This is a genomic window from Aliidiomarina sp. (assembly GCF_047920995.1).
GTDB lineage: Bacteria > Pseudomonadota > Gammaproteobacteria > Enterobacterales > Alteromonadaceae > Aliidiomarina.
This window is the reverse complement of record NZ_JBLRWZ010000004.1, coordinates 1-15,281: the sequence shown is the minus strand read 5'-3', so window position 1 is coordinate 15,281 and position 15,281 is coordinate 1. Positions and strand designations below refer to the sequence as shown.

10 protein-coding genes and 1 pseudogene are annotated in these 15,281 nt (G+C 46.2%); 5 read left to right on the top strand and 6 right to left on the bottom strand.

What is annotated here, in order from left to right:
- The first annotated feature begins 103 nt into the window (after positions 1 to 103).
- Positions 104 to 3,847 (top strand): ATP-dependent RNA helicase HrpA, encoded by a 3,744-nt coding sequence (hrpA, locus tag ACNA7P_RS01820; RefSeq protein ID WP_416256893.1) that lies wholly within the window; start codon positions 104 to 106, stop codon positions 3,845 to 3,847.
- Between the two features lie 21 nt (positions 3,848 to 3,868).
- On the opposite strand, the gene ACNA7P_RS01815 is transcribed toward hrpA, so the two are convergent.
- The 6 genes from ACNA7P_RS01815 to ubiG all read right to left on the bottom strand — a co-directional run bounded on the left by ACNA7P_RS01815 (position 3,869) and on the right by ubiG (position 9,859).
- Positions 3,869 to 4,132, bottom strand: a complete 264-nt coding sequence (locus ACNA7P_RS01815; RefSeq protein ID WP_416256892.1) for a GrxA family glutaredoxin — start codon at positions 4,130 to 4,132, stop codon at positions 3,869 to 3,871.
- A gap of 192 nt (positions 4,133 to 4,324) precedes the next feature.
- Entirely contained in the window at positions 4,325 to 4,585 is a 261-nt protein-coding gene (gene yfaE, locus ACNA7P_RS01810) for a class I ribonucleotide reductase maintenance protein YfaE (protein ID WP_416256974.1), read from the bottom strand.
- 4 nt (positions 4,586 to 4,589) lie between these two features.
- Complete coding sequence (nrdB, locus tag ACNA7P_RS01805; protein WP_416256891.1) at positions 4,590 to 5,720, bottom strand: class Ia ribonucleoside-diphosphate reductase subunit beta; 1,131 nt, start codon at positions 5,718 to 5,720, stop codon at positions 4,590 to 4,592.
- Between the two features lie 27 nt (positions 5,721 to 5,747).
- On the bottom strand, positions 5,748 to 8,084 hold the full coding sequence (nrdA, locus tag ACNA7P_RS01800; RefSeq protein WP_416256890.1) for a class 1a ribonucleoside-diphosphate reductase subunit alpha: 2,337 nt from the start codon (positions 8,082 to 8,084) through the stop codon (positions 5,748 to 5,750).
- A gap of 351 nt (positions 8,085 to 8,435) precedes the next feature.
- Positions 8,436 to 9,137, bottom strand: a complete 702-nt coding sequence (locus tag ACNA7P_RS01795) for an HAD family hydrolase (RefSeq protein WP_416256889.1) — start codon at positions 9,135 to 9,137, stop codon at positions 8,436 to 8,438.
- An 8-nt stretch (positions 9,138 to 9,145) separates the two neighbouring features.
- Positions 9,146 to 9,859 carry a bifunctional 2-polyprenyl-6-hydroxyphenol methylase/3-demethylubiquinol 3-O-methyltransferase UbiG gene (ubiG, locus tag ACNA7P_RS01790; RefSeq protein WP_416256888.1) on the bottom strand — a complete coding sequence of 238 codons (714 nt, stop codon included), beginning with the start codon at positions 9,857 to 9,859 and terminating at the stop codon, positions 9,146 to 9,148.
- Between the two features lie 283 nt (positions 9,860 to 10,142).
- Here ubiG and gyrA point away from each other — a divergent pair, with 283 nt between their 5' ends.
- The 4 genes and pseudogenes from gyrA to ACNA7P_RS01770 all read left to right on the top strand — a co-directional run.
- Complete coding sequence (gene gyrA / locus ACNA7P_RS01785) at positions 10,143 to 12,797, top strand: DNA gyrase subunit A (RefSeq protein ID WP_416256887.1); 2,655 nt, start codon at positions 10,143 to 10,145, stop codon at positions 12,795 to 12,797.
- Complete coding sequence (serC, locus tag ACNA7P_RS01780; protein WP_416256973.1) at positions 12,787 to 13,866, top strand: 3-phosphoserine/phosphohydroxythreonine transaminase; 1,080 nt, start codon at positions 12,787 to 12,789, stop codon at positions 13,864 to 13,866. Before gyrA ends, serC begins: the two co-directional genes overlap by 11 nt.
- An 18-nt stretch (positions 13,867 to 13,884) precedes the next feature.
- Positions 13,885 to 14,991 (top strand): histidinol-phosphate transaminase, encoded by a 1,107-nt coding sequence (gene hisC, locus ACNA7P_RS01775; RefSeq protein ID WP_416256886.1) that lies wholly within the window; start codon positions 13,885 to 13,887, stop codon positions 14,989 to 14,991.
- A 15-nt stretch (positions 14,992 to 15,006) separates the two neighbouring features.
- Positions 15,007 to 15,281 (top strand): annotated as a pseudogene (locus ACNA7P_RS01770) (hypothetical protein); the annotation flags it as partial.

The following is a 15,281-nucleotide window of genomic DNA, read 5'->3' as shown; positions in this document are numbered from 1 at the left end:
CGCTGCAACTGTTTTATAGGTTCGCAGAGGGCCGCTAGGTTTGCTAAACTTAGCGGCCTTTTTCATTGTTGTTAACCGATTGGTTAGGAAGTAGTTTCCCGTTATGGTTGAAGTTTCAAAACGCATCATAAAATATCCTGAGCAGCTGCCAGTAGTTGCTGAAAAAGCACGAATTATGCGGGCTATTAGCGAGCACCAAGTGATTGTGTTGGCGGGTGAAACAGGCTCGGGGAAAACTACTCAGTTACCAAAAATGTTGCTGGAAATGGGCTATGCCGAGCATGGCATGATTGGCCATACGCAACCCCGCAGGCTTGCTGCTCGTTCTGTAGCGAACCGGATTGCCGAAGAGCTAGAAGAGCCGCTAGGGAAAACCGTAGGTTTCAAGATCCGCTTTCAAGATACAGCCTCAGCCGAAACCTCTATTAAACTGATGACCGATGGTATTTTGCTAGCCGAACTGCAACGGGACCGGCTGCTGAAGAAGTATTCTGCCATTATTATTGATGAGGCCCACGAGCGTTCGCTGAATATTGATTTTTTATTGGGTGTGTTACGGCAGTTAATTGATAAACGCCCCGATTTGAAAGTAATTATTACTTCCGCAACCATTGAAACAGAGCGCTTTTCGCAGCACTTTAAGGATGCACCGGTAATTGAAGTATCAGGGCGCACTTTTCCGGTGGAAGTGCGTTATCAACCACCGCTAGATGATGATAATGATCTCGATGTATTGCAGGGTATTTGTGATGCTGCAAGCACATTAGTTCGGCAAGGCCCTGGCGATATCTTGGTGTTCTTAAGTGGCGAACGGGAAATTCGCGATGCTGCAGATGCATTGCAAGATACGTTTCGCGAACATCGGGAGCAGGTAGAAATTGTTCCCTTGTATGCTCGCCTTTCGGCGAGTGAGCAAAACCGTATTTTCCAGCCTCATCAAGGGCGGCGCATTGTACTGGCGACTAACGTAGCGGAAACTTCATTAACGGTTCCCGGCATACGTTATGTAATAGACCCGGGTAGTGCGCGTATTTCTCGTTACAGTTACCGCACCAAGGTGCAACGCTTACCAATTGAGCCAATATCACAAGCGAGTGCTAATCAGCGTGCCGGGCGTTGCGGGCGCCTTGGGCCGGGTATTTGTGTGCGCTTGTATAGCGAAGATGATTTCCTTAATCGCCCGGAGTTTACGGATCCGGAAATTCTGCGCACAAATTTAGCTTCTGTGGTGCTGCAGATGGCAACATTAAAGCTAGGTGATATTCGTAAGTTTCCGTTTTTACAGCGTCCGGATGAGCGCTTTATTAACGATGGTATTCGCTTACTAGAAGAGCTTGGCGCCATGCAGAAGATGGCCAAGCGCCAACCGCCGAAGCTAACTGCTATTGGCCGCGCGCTCGGTAGGCTGCCAGTAGATCCACGATTGGGCCGCATGGTGCTGGCTGCCGAGCAATTCAGTAGTGTGCGGGAAATACTAATTATTGTGGCAGGGCTAAGTATCCAAGATCCGCGAGAGCGCCCCCATGATAAACAGCAAAAGGCAGATGAGCTGCACAAGCGCTTTTTAGATAACGATTCTGATTTCTTGGGTTATTTGAATCTCTGGAATTATGTACAAGCACAGCAGCAAGAGTTAAGTGGTAATCAATTTCGCAAACGCTGTAAGCAGGAACTAATTCACTATTTGCGCGTTCGCGAGTGGCAAGATGTGTATACCCAGTTACGGCAAAGTGTACGCGAAATGGGTATCCGCATTAATGATGAACCTGCAGATTATGCTGCGATTCACCGCGCATTGTTATCTGGCTTACTTTCTCATATCGGTAATAAGGATGAAAAGCACCAGTATGTTGGTGCACGGCAAAGCCGTTTCTTTATTTTTCCTGGTTCGGCATTGTTTAGTGCCAAACCGAAATGGATTATTGCCGCAGAACTTGTAGAAACCACTCGGCTGTATGGCCGCTATGTGGCAAAAATAGACGTAGAGTGGATAGAAGCTGCCGCTGAGCATCTACTGAAGCGAAATTATCACGAGCCTCGTTTCTCGAAGAAGCAGGGCGCAGTGATCGCTACTGAACAGGTTACCTTGTTTGGCTTGCTGATTGTTGCCGGGCGTAATGTGCAATATGGCCGTATAGATGCAGTGGAAGCGCGGCGTATTTTTATTCGTGAAGGGTTGGTAAATGCGCAGCTGCGGCAAATATTGCCCTTTATGCGCGCGAATAGCGCGTTAATTGAGGCGGTGCGTGAATTGGAAGATAAATCACGCCGGCGTGATATCTTGATTGATGAAGAGGCATTGTTCGCGGCATACGATGAGGACCTGCCGGAAAACATTTTTGATGAACGCAGCCTTAAGCATTGGTGGCAGCGTGAGCGTAAAGTGAACCCACAAGTGCTCTGTTTCTCGCGCGAGCAACTAATGCAACAAGATGCCAGCCATATTACTGCTGCGGATTACCCTGATGAGTGGGTGCAAGGGCGTTTACGTTTACCCCTGAGCTATGTGTTTGAACCGAACGATGTTGATGATGGTGTTTCCGTAGACATTCCATTGCCGGTGCTGAATCAAGTACAGAACGTTGGCTTTGATTGGCAAATTCCTGCGTTACGAGAAGATTTAGTGGTAGCACTCATTAAAAGCCTACCCAAGCCAATACGGCGTAATTTTGTGCCGGCACCAAACTACGCACGAGCCTTTCTAGAAGCGGTTAATACCAATGAGATTGCGGGTGATGTGCCGTTGTTGCAGGTATTAACCAGTAAATTAAAGCGCATGACGGGTGTAGAGATTCCAGCCAACGCATGGAACCTATCTGGTTTGCCAGTACATGTGCAAATGAACTTCCGGGTGCTTGATGAACATCACAAGGTGATTGCGCGAGGCCGCAATTTGAAGGAAGTGCAGCAACTTGTGCAACCTAAGCTAACGGCAACATTGAAAGAAACCGCAGGTGAGAGCATTGAACAGGAAGGGCTTACGGATTGGACCTTTGGTAATGCACCGCAAGCTGTAGAAAAGCGTACAGGACGGTTTTCGATTCAGGCGTTTCCCGCCTTAAAAGATGAGGGTAAAACCGTAGCGATTCGCGTATTTGATAGCGCCCTAGAAGCGGAGAACGCAAACCGCGCAGGGCTGCGTAAGTTAGTGATGTTGCAAATTCCTTCGCCAGTAAATTACCTACGAGAAAAATTACCAAATAAAGCGAAGCTCGCGCTCTACTTTAACCCCTGGGGCAAAGTAGAAGCTCTGATTGAAGATTGCATGTATGCGGCCATTGATGCCCTTACCGAACAGTTTACGGGTGGCAAACTGCCAGCAATAGAAGCTGAGTTCCGAGAGTTAACTAATCAAGTGCGGGCTGAGTTAAATGATCAAACGTTACAGATAGCCCAGCAAGTAGAGCGCTGCCTAGTTCTTAGCCAACAGATACAAAAATTATTGAAGGGGAAAATACCTTTAGCTTTGGCGCAATCATATAATGATGTAAAAGCGCATTTGCACCGGTTGGTATACCCAGGATTTGTCAGTTATTTTGGTGCTAAACGCCTAGATGATGCGGAGCGGTATTTAAAAGCACTACTACAACGAACAGAAAAGCTACCGGTAGACCCCACCAAAGATCGGGTGCGCAGTTTAGTGTTTGAGAAGCTCGAGACACGTTGGCAGGAACTTTATAAAAAGGTACCAAAAGGAGATCGGCCACCCGTTGAGCTAGATGAATTCCGTTGGTATTTAGAGGAGTTTCGGGTGTCTACTTTTGCCCAGCAGTTGGGCACCAAGTTCCCTGTATCTGAGCAGCGGCTGAAGCAACGATTAGAAGAAATCGAGAAAACGTTGCATTAACCGCTGCCGAACAGGCAAAAATTACGCGTATAAGCCTAAATGCTCCTTAGCATGGGCTTCAAATTCGGTGCAGCCGCCAACGTGGAGCTCATCAACGAATACTTGCGGTACGGTCATTACTGGCTTACCGATTGTTTTTTCCAAATCCGCTTTGGTAATGCCTTCTTCTTGCATATCCACGTAACGGTATTCAAAATCATCGCGCTTGCTTGATAACTGTTTCGCAATTTGTACAGCACGCACACAGAATGGGCAGCCAGGGCGACCAAAAATTACCGTTAACATATTACTCTCCTAGATTTTAGTACCGTTATGAGTGGGGAAAATTTGGCGTGCATTATGCCAGATATATTGGCGCTGTGAAAATCAGTATTTACGATGTAGCTGTTCTGATAAAACGATTGCTCGCATAGTGCCAGCATAAGCTAGGAATAGTGCGGGTAGGGTGGTAGCAGTAATGATAAGAACGTGCTTTCACTAGTGCTCAATAACGATATCGCTATCGGCTTGGCATACGCAAGGTAGGATATCACCTTGCCGAATATATGCGAGGGGCTCAGTGGTATAGCGAACCGTGCCACTAATTAGTTTAGTTCGGCAAGCGCCACAAAAACCATTTCTACAATGAAAACGCGGCTCTACACCTGCTTGTTCAATAGTTTCAAGTAAAGAGGCCGGGGCATCTGCCTCGACCTCTACGTGTATCACTTGATTGATGGTTATTTTGCAGCTGGCCATGTGATCAGAGATCGAAATCTCCGAAATCATCTACGCTTACTTGGCTGTCAATCTGGCCTACTAAGTAAGAACTGATTTCAGCTTCTTGTGGCGCAACCTGCACGTTATCCGACACTAAGTATTTATTCATCCACGGTAACGGATTACTTTTCTGATCAAAGGCACTTTCAAAGCCGATGGCTTGCATGCGTAGGTTGGCGATATATTCCACATACTGGCAAAGGATTTGCTCATTCAAACCAATCATAGAACCATGCTGGAATAGGTATTTAGCCCATTCTTTTTCTTGCTGCACGGCTTTTAGGAAAATTTCTCGCGCTTCTTCTCTGCACTCTTCGGCAATTTCTTTCATTTCCGGATCATCTTCACCGTATTGCCACAAATTAATGATGTGCTGGGTAGATGTTAAGTGCAAATTCTCATCGCGAGCGATAAGGCGAATGATTTTCGCATTACCTTCCATTAACTCACGCTCAGCGAACGCAAACGAGCAAGCGAAACTTACGTAAAAACGAATTGCTTCTAGTGCATTTACCGAGTTAATGCACAAGAACAGTTTTTTCTTAAGTTCGCGAATCGTTATGTTGAAGGTTTCTTCACCCACGGTGATTACGCCTTCGCCATGAATTTGCCAAAGTTGCGTATGCAGAATCAAATCATCGTAATATTTAGAAATATCAACCGCCCGCTTTTGAATTTCTTCATTCACTACGATGTCGTCAAACACATGGCTTGGATCAGTGAATAAGTTGCGCAAAATGTGCGTGTATGAGCGTGAATGTATTGTTTCTGAAAAAGCCCAGGTTTCAATCCATGTTTCTAATTCAGGTAATGAAACGATGGGCAGCAATGCAACGTTTGGGCTGCGGCCTTGCACTGAATCTAATAACGTTTGATATTTCAGGTTTGAAATAAAAACATGTTTTTCGCTATCAGAAACCTTCTGAAAATCTACCCGATCGCGGCTTACATCTACTTCTTCTGGACGCCAGAAAAAACTGAGCTGCTTTTCAATAAGCTTTTCAAAAATAGGGTGGCGCTGTTGATCATAGCGCGCCACATTTACCGTGTTACCAAAAAACATTGGTTCACCCTGTGGGTTCACGGCGTGCTGACTAAACGTTGAATATCGCATCTTAATTCATGTGCTCCCTAAAAAAACCTAGATTTTGCAAGCACCACCGGCGCAATCGTCATCATCTTCGATTACTGCGGTTACTACTTGATTCGTTTTCGCTTCGAGCTTTTTGCGTAAATCAGCCGGCATATCAGTTTGGCTATCGGAAGCACCATCACGGGTGTTGTGGTAGTACATCGTTTTTACGCCAAGTTTGTATGCGTATAACAAATCTTGTAGCAGCTGCTTCATGGGTACGCGGCCGCCTTCGAATTTATTCGGATCGTAGTTGGTGTTTGCAGAAATTGTTTGATCAACAAACTTCTGCATAATGCCAACGAGTTCGAGATAGCCTTTATTACTCGGAATCTGCCAAAGCAGTTCATATTGATCTTTCAATCGATCATACTCCGGAACTACTTGCTTCATTACACCATCTTTTGAAGATTTCACGCTTACATGGCCACGCGGTGGCTCGATGCCATTAGTAGCGTTAGAAATCTGCGATGAGGTTTCCGATGGCATTAACGCAGATAGGGTAGAGTTACGTAGCCCATGCTTCTGTACCGATTCGCGCAAAGCTTCCCAATCGTAATGGAGTGGCTCGTTGCACACCGCATCGAGATCTTTCTTATACGTATCGATGGGTAACACACCCTCTGAGTAGGTGGTTTCATTGAACTTAGGACACGCGCCTTGCTCTTTTGCTAATTCGTTAGAAGCTTTCATTAGGTAATATTGAATAGCTTCAAAGGTGCGATGAGTAAGGCCATTGGCGCTACCATCTGAGTAACGTACACCGTTTTTGGCAAGGTAATAGGCATAGTTGATTACGCCAATACCGAGCGTACGGCGAGCCATTGAAGCATTCATTGCTGCAGGCACAGGATAATCTTGATAATCGAGTAGGTTATCAAGCGCCCGCACGGCTAAATCGGCCCATTCTTCCAGATCATCTAATGATTCTAGTGCGCCAAGGTTGAATGCCGATAGCGTACATAAGGCAATTTCACCTTCTTCATCATTAATGTGCTGTAACGGCTTGGTTGGTAACGCGATCTCAAGGCACAAGTTGCTTTGCCTTACCGGCGCAAGCTTCGGATTAAATGGGCTGTGGTTGTTGGTATGATCCACATTCTGTAAATACATCCGGCCCGTACTAGCACGCTCTTGCATAAACAAGCTAAACAGCTCAATTGCTTTAATGCGTTTTTTGCGGATGCTTTCATCGGCTTCGTATTGCACGTATAAGCGCTCAAACTCGTCTTGGTCGGCAAAGAATGCATCGTATAAGCCAGGCACATCGCTGGGGCTGAATAAAGTAATGTACTGATCTTTTACCAAGCGCTGATACATGAGTTTATTGAATTGCACACCGTAATCTAGATGGCGCACACGGTTTTCTTCAACACCACGGTTGTTCTTTAACACCAGCAGTGATTCTACTTCTAAATGCCAGAGCGGATAGAACAGGGTAGCAGCGCCACCGCGAACTCCACCTTGTGAACAACTTTTTACTGCCGTTTGGAAATATTTAAAGAACGGAATGCACCCCGTGTGGAATGCTTCACCATTGCGAATTGGGCTACCAAGGGCGCGAATACGGCCAGCGTTGATACCGATACCAGCACGTTGCGATACATACTTCACGATAGCACTGGCCGTGGCATTAATAGAATCAAGGCTATCACCACACTCTATCAGTACACAGGAACTAAACTGACGAGTAGGGGTGCGCACACCGGACATAATTGGTGTGGGTAGTGAAATTTTGAACTGCGAGGTAGCATCGTAAAAACGACGAACATAATCCAACCGCTTTGCCGGTGGATATTTTGCAAACAAACATGCGGCTACCAAGATATATAAGAACTGTGCACTTTCATATACCACACCCGTAACGCGGTTTTGCACCAGATACTTACCTTCCAATTGCTTTACTGCTGCATATGAGAAGTTTAGATCACGGCTATGATCAAGGTAGGTGTTCAGCTCTTCTAGTTCGGCTTGGCTATAATCCTCGAGAATATGCTTGTCATAGCGATTCATACTTACCATTTTGGTAACATGATCGAACAGGTGCGGCGGTTCAAACTCGCCATAGGCTTTTTTGCGCAGATGGAAAATTGCCAAGCGTGCGGCAAGAAACTGATAATCAGGTACTTCTTCACTAATTAAATCAGCTGCAGCACGAATAATGGTTTCGTGAATATCGGCGGTTTTGATACCGTCATAAAATTGGATGCGAGATTTAAGCTCCACTTCTGAAACCGATACGTCTTTTAATCCCTCAGCCGCCCAGCTAATTACTCGGTGAATTTTCTCCAAGTCTAGAAGCTCGCGCTCGCCATTGCGCTTTGTTACGTAGATAGGTTGGTTCATGATGCCCTCGCAGGTTTCTTCTTATCACTATATATTGTGGTGAATTAGGTAAGGTGGAGTATTTTTACACAATATGTAGTGTTGCGTTAATTAACGCTATGCTAGTCATCAAAGTGCTTTTGATCAAGCAAGAAATTCACTGTTTCGGGGTTGAATTTTGGTAGATTTTGATAAGCACCAAGAGTGGCGCGCCTTTGCAGGTACATAGCAGGTACATAATTTTTTTGTCTTAAATAATTTGTTATGCAGCTGAGATGGAATATATAACAAATGGCACAGCAGTTGAGGACGCTAACTGTACCGTACAGCCGTTAATTTTCTCACCGAAAGGCCAATTTTGATGGGAATAGATTACCACAAATCCAATAATTGGCTCGGTTGGGCAATGGCAAAATCAGCGCGCCATGCCTGCACATCATCGTGCGCAGCAATGTACCCATAACTAGCTAGCACTGTGCGCATTCCCGCTCTGCGGCCAGCTTCAATATCGCGCTCTGCATCACCCACATACAAGGCATGTTGCGCCTCAATGGGATATTGATAATGAGCGCTCAGTAATGCGCAGGCATGCAACAAGGGCGCTGGATCGGGCTTAGCAACACTTAACGTATCGCCGCAAACCACTACAGGTAATCGTGCTAGAGCTGGGATTTCCCGCAATACTAGTTGTGTGTAAAGGGTAGGTTTATTGGTAACAATCGCCATTGGTATTTGTTGTTGGCTTAGCGTTTGTAGCAGTTCCTCAACCTCGGCAAACAGGGTGGTGTCTACACAAACTCGTTGTTCATAATAATCAAGAAACTGTTGCCGCAATTGGGTGCGGTTTAGCTCATTGTAATCATCCCCAAAACCTAATTTCAGTAGGCCATGTGAGCCATGTGATGCGTACGGGCGCAACTCGATAAGTTCTTTCAACGGCCGATTCGAATCGGCCAGAACACGATTGAGGGCATGGCCCAAATCGGGTGCTGTATCGAGGAGGGTGCCATCTAAATCAAATAGAATAGCGTTGGGGCGCTTACCTAACATATACACTTCTCCGTTACGGCTCATTAAATGGCCTATTTGGCAGCAGGGCGCTCACAAGCAACCAGATAGTTTACATCCAAGTTACGATCACTTACGAAGAATTGGTTCAGTAGCGGATTGAAGTGGATACCCGTAGCGGCAAGTTCTGTTAATCCTGCACTATTGGCCATGTGCATTAACTCCGCTGGGCGAATAAATTTACTCGCATCGTGAGTGCCCTGTGGTACCCATCGCAATACATATTCGGCGATATATACGCCCAGCAGTTTAGCTTTCAAAGTGCGATTCAAAGTAGAGAAAACAACCCGGCCGCCAGGTTTAACTAGGCTTGCGCAGGCGGCAATTACCGTACTTGGGTTGGGTACATGCTCGAGCATTTCCAAGCACGTAACGATATCGAATTGGCCAGCATGCTCGGCGGCAAACTCTTCCGCTGTGATTTGCTGATAATCGACATCCACACCACTATCCAACGCATGCAAACGGGCTACGCTAAGCGCATCTGGGCTCATATCAATACCCGTAACGTGAGCCCCAGCTTTTGCCATTGCTTCGCTTAATAAACCGCCACCACAGCCTACATCTAAAATTTTCCGCCCACTCAAACCAAGACCGTGTTGGTCAATAAATTGCAAGCGCAATGGGTTTATTTGATGGAGTGGCTTAAAATCGCCTTGGGGATCCCACCAACGTGATGCCATGGCATTAAACTTTTCGATTTCTGCAGGATCGACATTTTGCTGCATGTTTATCTTCCTTATGCTAAAACAAGGGGCTGCGAAGAGCGCACAATGATTTGTGGGTGCGCCTGTGGCGCTTTACTGGGTACCCAATACGATATTTTTATTGCCCATGTGAGTGGCTCGCAGTGTACCGAAACGAACACATGTAAACCAGTGTTAACTTGTGTTTTGTGTTCGTTTTGCAGTCGTCAACGGCAAGCTGCTATGGTATCCTGCAAAGTTGATTCAGTAAGGCGATTTACTCGAAAACTATAACGATATGAAGAGTACTTGTTAGGGAAAAAATATGAGCGATCTTGCCAAAGAAGTAATGCCGATTAATATCGAAGACGAACTAAAGAATTCGTACTTAGATTACGCCATGAGCGTTATCATCGGGCGAGCTTTACCTGATGTACGCGATGGTTTGAAGCCAGTGCATCGGCGCGTACTATTCGCAATGAATGTACTCGGGAATGATTTTAATAAGCCGTATAAAAAATCTGCTCGCGTAGTAGGTGATGTAATCGGTAAGTATCACCCACACGGTGATTCTGCAGTGTACGACACCATTGTTCGTATGGCGCAGCCATTCTCTCTTCGCTACATGCTTGCTGATGGCCAAGGTAACTTTGGTTCAGTGGATGGTGATTCAGCGGCGGCAATGCGTTACACCGAAGTACGGATGTCGAAAATTGCGCATCAATTATTGGCTGATTTAGAGAAAGAAACCGTTGATTTCGTGCCCAACTACGATGGCACCGAATTTATTCCGGAGGTGTTGCCAACCCGAATTCCAAACCTATTAGCGAACGGTTCTTCCGGTATCGCTGTTGGTATGGCAACCAATATCCCGCCGCATAACCTAACCGAAGTAATTAACGGTTGTTTAGCGATGGTGGATAATCCAGATATTCAACTTGAAGAGTTGATGGAGCATATTCCTGGCCCAGATTTCCCAACAGCCGGTATCTTATCCGGCCGCCAAGGCATTCTCGATGCATATCGCACCGGTAGAGGCCGAATTTACATTCGTGCACGCGCAGACGTGATTACCGATGAAAGCACTGGCCGCGATACAATTATCGTGCACGAAATTCCATATCAGGTGAATAAAGCCAAGCTGATTGAGAAAATCGCTGAACTAGTAAAAGAAAAACGCATTGAAGGTATTAGTGCGCTGCGTGATGAATCTGATAAAGATGGCATGCGTATTGTTATTGAAATGAAGCGCAATGAATCGGGTGAGGTGATGTTGAATCACCTGTACCAGCATACGCAAATGCAGGTAGCATTTGGCTTCAACATGGTTGCCCTTGATAAAGGCCAGCCGAAGCTGTTTTCCCTGCGTGAAATGTTGGAATGCTTCATTACTCACCGTCGTGAAGTAGTTACTCGCCGTACCGTGTTTGAGCTGCGTAAAGCACGTGAACGAGCGCATATTTTGGAAGGTTTAGCGGTAGCATTGGCGAACATCAACGAGATCATTGAAATGATCAAGCGTTCGCCATCACCAGCCGAAGCAAAAGCACAGCTAATTGCCCAAGGTTGGCAGCTCGGGGATGTGTCTATTATGCTAGAGCGCGCGGGGGTAGATGCTGCGCGGCCAGATTGGGTAGAAGAAGGCTTCGGTGTAATTGATGGCATTTATCATCTTACTGAAAACCAAGCGCAAGCCATTCTTGATTTACGGTTACATAAATTAACCGGCCTAGAACACGAAAAGATTCTTGATGAATATAAAGGCCTATTAGATGTAATCGCAGAGTTAATGCATATTTTGGCAAGTACAGAACGGTTGATGGAAGTAATTCGTGAAGAGCTTGTGCAAGCACAGGCTGAATTTGGCGATGAGCGCCGTACTGAAATTAGTAACGCTAGCCATGATATCAACATGGAAGATTTGATTGAGCAAGAAGATGTTGTAGTAACACTTTCTCATCAAGGCTACGTAAAATATCAATCTCTTACCGAATACGAAGCACAGAAGCGTGGTGGTAAAGGTAAAGCCGCTACGAAAATGAAAGATGAAGATTTCATTGAGCGCTTATTGGTTGCCAATACGCACGATATGATTCTCTGTTTTTCGAGCCGTGGCCGAGTGTATTGGATGAAAACATATAACCTTCCATATGCCAGCCGCGCCGCGCGTGGTAAGCCGATAGTGAACCTGCTGCCATTACAAGATGGTGAGCGGATTAATGCTATTCTGCCGATTGCAAACTTTGCAGACGATAAGTTTGTAGTTATGGCTACTCGTAACGGCACGGTGAAGAAAACACCATTGGTGGATTACTCGCGCCCACGTACCAGCGGTATTATTGCCCTGAACTTAGTAGAGGGTGATGAACTGATTGGTGTGGATATCACAGATGGTAGCAACGACATCATGTTGTTCTCAGATGCAGGTAAGGTAGTTCGCTTTAGTGAAGACCACTTGCGTTCTATGGGCCGCACAGCAACAGGCGTGCGCGGTATGCGGATTGCTGAAGAGCAGAAGATTGTATCGCTACTTATTCCACGTACGGAAGAGGGTGCTGTGCTTACCGTTACCGAAAATGGCTTCGGTAAACGTACTCCGCTTACCGAGTATCCAGCCAAAGGCCGTGCTACGAAAGGTGTGGTATCGATTAAGGTTTCCGAGCGAAATGGTGCGGTAGTGGGTGCTATGGAAGTAATTCCTGGTGAGCACTTAATGATTATCAGTAATCGTGGCACCTTAGTTCGTACGCGAGTAGATGAGGTATCTACCGTAGGCCGAAATACCCAAGGTGTGCGTTTGATTCGCACTGCAGATGATGAGTTTGTAGTAGGAATGGCGCGAGTTGCTGAAATTGAGGAAGAAGAGCTCGATGCAGAAGCAGCGGAGTTAGATGCTGATGCTGCAACCGATGCAGCAGATGCAACCGATAAGCAGGATTCTGGTGCGCCAGATTCTGGAGATGAAGGTGATGAAGTATAACTTCTCTGCGGGGCCGGCAATGTTGCCAGCTCCTGTTTTACAGAAAGCGCAACGCGAGTTAATAGATTGGCAAGGGTTGGGGATTTCTGTAATGGAAATCAGCCATCGTGATCCAATCTATGTGCAGATGACCGAGGAAGCAGAACAAGATTTACGTGATTTGCTGGCGATTCCAGATAATTACTCGGTTTTGTTTATGCATGGTGGTGGTCGTGGACAGTTTTCAGCTGTAGCGCAGAACATTGCTGCTCCTGATGCCACGGTAGATTACCTCAATTCCGGTATTTGGTCGGGCTACGCGATTCGCGAAGCAAAGAAGTATGTTGCCCAAGTTAACGAAGTGGCGCAGGTTGCGGAAACGCCTTTAGGTAAAGCCATCCCACCCGTTAGCGAATGGAATCTATCTAAGCATGCTGCCTATTTGCATTATTGCCCGAATGAAACGGTTGATGGCATCGCCCTACATGAAATCCCCGATGTGGCAGCGCCGCTAGTAGCGGATATGTCGTCGGTAATCCTCGCGGAACCAATTGATGTGTCGAAGTTTGGCATTATCTACGCGGGCGCGCAAAAGAATATCGGCCCTTCTGGTTTGGCTGTGGTGATCATTCGCAACGATTTGTTGGCAACCCAACAAGAGCGGGTGTGCACCGTTATGAATTATAAGGTGCAGGCCGCTGAGAAATCGATGTACAACACACCCAATACCTTCGCTTGGTACTTAGCCGCTGAAGTATTTAAATGGTTGAAAGCAGAGGGTGGTTTAGCGGCGATGCGTGAGTTAAATCTTGCGAAATCATCGCTATTATATGAATGTGTTGATAACTCAGCGTTTTATCGCAATACCATTGCACCTGCAAACCGTTCGATGATGAATATCCCATTCCAACTCAATGATAGCAATCTTGATGCACTGTTCTTGCAACAGGCGCGGGATGAAGGGTTGTTATCTTTGCAAGGACATCGCTTTGTTGGCGGCATGCGTGCAAGTATGTATAACGCAATGCCTGTTGCTGGCGCCCAAGCGCTAGTTGATTTTATGACCCGATTTGCCAACGAGCATAGTTAAGATTACTTGAGGAATTTTATGCAAGATTTTGATGCTGCAAGTTTAGCCTTACCTGGAATTCGATCTTTACAGCCTTATCAAGCCGGTAAGCCAATTGAAGAAGTAGAGCGTGAGTTGGGCATTAGTAACATTGTGAAGCTAGCTTCGAACGAAAACCCATTGGGTGTGAGCTCGAAAGTTCGTGATGCTTTAACTGAAAAAATCAATGGTTTAGCTCGTTACCCAGATGCCAATGGCTTTTATTTGAAAACAGCGATTGCAGAGAAGTTTGCGATTGATGCCAAGCAGATTACCCTTGGTAACGGCTCGAATGATGTGTTGGAACTGTTGGCGAGAACCTACGTAACAGATCAACATGAAGTGATTTTTTCTCAACATGCATTTGTAGTGTACCCCTTGGTAACAAAGGCAATTGGTGCTACGCCAGTAGCGGTGCCTGCAAAGAATTATGGCCATGATCTCGAGGCAATGTTGGCAGCCATAACAAGCCGCACGCGAATGATATTTGTTGCGAACCCAAATAATCCAACAGGCACCTTTTTAAGTAAACAAGCGTTGCAAGAATTTATTGCACAAGTACCGCGCAATGTTTTGGTGGTGCTTGATGAAGCTTACTATGAGTACGTACCCAGCAAAGAGCGCGCGCCGTCGTTTGCTTGGATCGAAGAGTATCCGAATTTGGTTGTTTCGCGCACCTTTTCTAAAGCATATGGCTTAGCAGGTTTGCGCGCTGGCTACGCGGTTTCGCATCCAGCAGTTGCTGATTTAATGAACCGTATTCGGCAACCGTTTAATATGAATGAACTAGCGCTAACTGCAGCAATGGCAGCGTTGCAAGACGAAGAGTTCTTGGCGCGTTCAGTGCAGGTAAATGCCGAAGGAATGGCGCAAATTACTACTTTTTGTGATGCGCATGGCCTTAGTTATATCCCTTCTTACGGTAACTTTGTAACCATTAAGGTAGGTAATAACGCCGCTGAAATATACCAACAGCTGTTGCACAAGGGCGTTATCGTGCGGCCAGTAGCTGGCTATGAACTGCCAGAACATTTGCGGGTAAGTATTGGCACTGCAGAAGAAAATGACGCGTTCTGCCGAGCTTATAGCGAGATTCTAGATCAATAGCGGGGCATATGAGTAGTGGCCGAAAACAGTAAACATGATGTACTGCAATTAACTTATGCCCCACAGGCGCGCGGGGATGTAGCTGTTCCTGGTTCGAAAAGCATTGCCAATCGCGCGCTGCTATTGGCCGCTTTAGCGGAAGGCACTACCGTACTTGAGCATATGCTCGATAGCGATGATACCAAGCGTATGCGCGAAGCACTTACTGCGCTGGGCGTTGGTATCAGTAGCATTGATAACAGCAAGGGCGCAACGCTAGAAGTAACTGGCGTAGGGGGTTTGTTTACTGC

What these genes read in the sequence shown, in the direction of transcription:
- nrdA (WP_416256890.1), bottom strand. Translation starts at nt 8,084, where the DNA reads ATGAACCAACCTATCTACGTAACAAAGCGCAATGGCGAGCGCGAGCTT.
- hisC (WP_416256886.1), top strand. Translation starts at nt 13,885, where the DNA reads ATGCAAGATTTTGATGCTGCAAGTTTAGCCTTACCTGGAATTCGATCT.
- serC (WP_416256973.1), top strand. Translation starts at nt 12,787, where the DNA reads ATGAAGTATAACTTCTCTGCGGGGCCGGCAATGTTGCCAGCTCCTGTT.
- ACNA7P_RS01815 (WP_416256892.1), bottom strand. Translation starts at nt 4,132, where the DNA reads ATGTTAACGGTAATTTTTGGTCGCCCTGGCTGCCCATTCTGTGTGCGT.
- gyrA (WP_416256887.1), top strand. Translation starts at nt 10,143, where the DNA reads ATGAGCGATCTTGCCAAAGAAGTAATGCCGATTAATATCGAAGACGAA.
- nrdB (WP_416256891.1), bottom strand. Translation starts at nt 5,720, where the DNA reads ATGCGATATTCAACGTTTAGTCAGCACGCCGTGAACCCACAGGGTGAA.
- ubiG (WP_416256888.1), bottom strand. Translation starts at nt 9,859, where the DNA reads ATGCAGCAAAATGTCGATCCTGCAGAAATCGAAAAGTTTAATGCCATG.
- hrpA (WP_416256893.1), top strand. Translation starts at nt 104, where the DNA reads ATGGTTGAAGTTTCAAAACGCATCATAAAATATCCTGAGCAGCTGCCA.
- yfaE (WP_416256974.1), bottom strand. Translation starts at nt 4,585, where the DNA reads ATGGCCAGCTGCAAAATAACCATCAATCAAGTGATACACGTAGAGGTC.
- ACNA7P_RS01795 (WP_416256889.1), bottom strand. Translation starts at nt 9,137, where the DNA reads ATGAGCCGTAACGGAGAAGTGTATATGTTAGGTAAGCGCCCCAACGCT.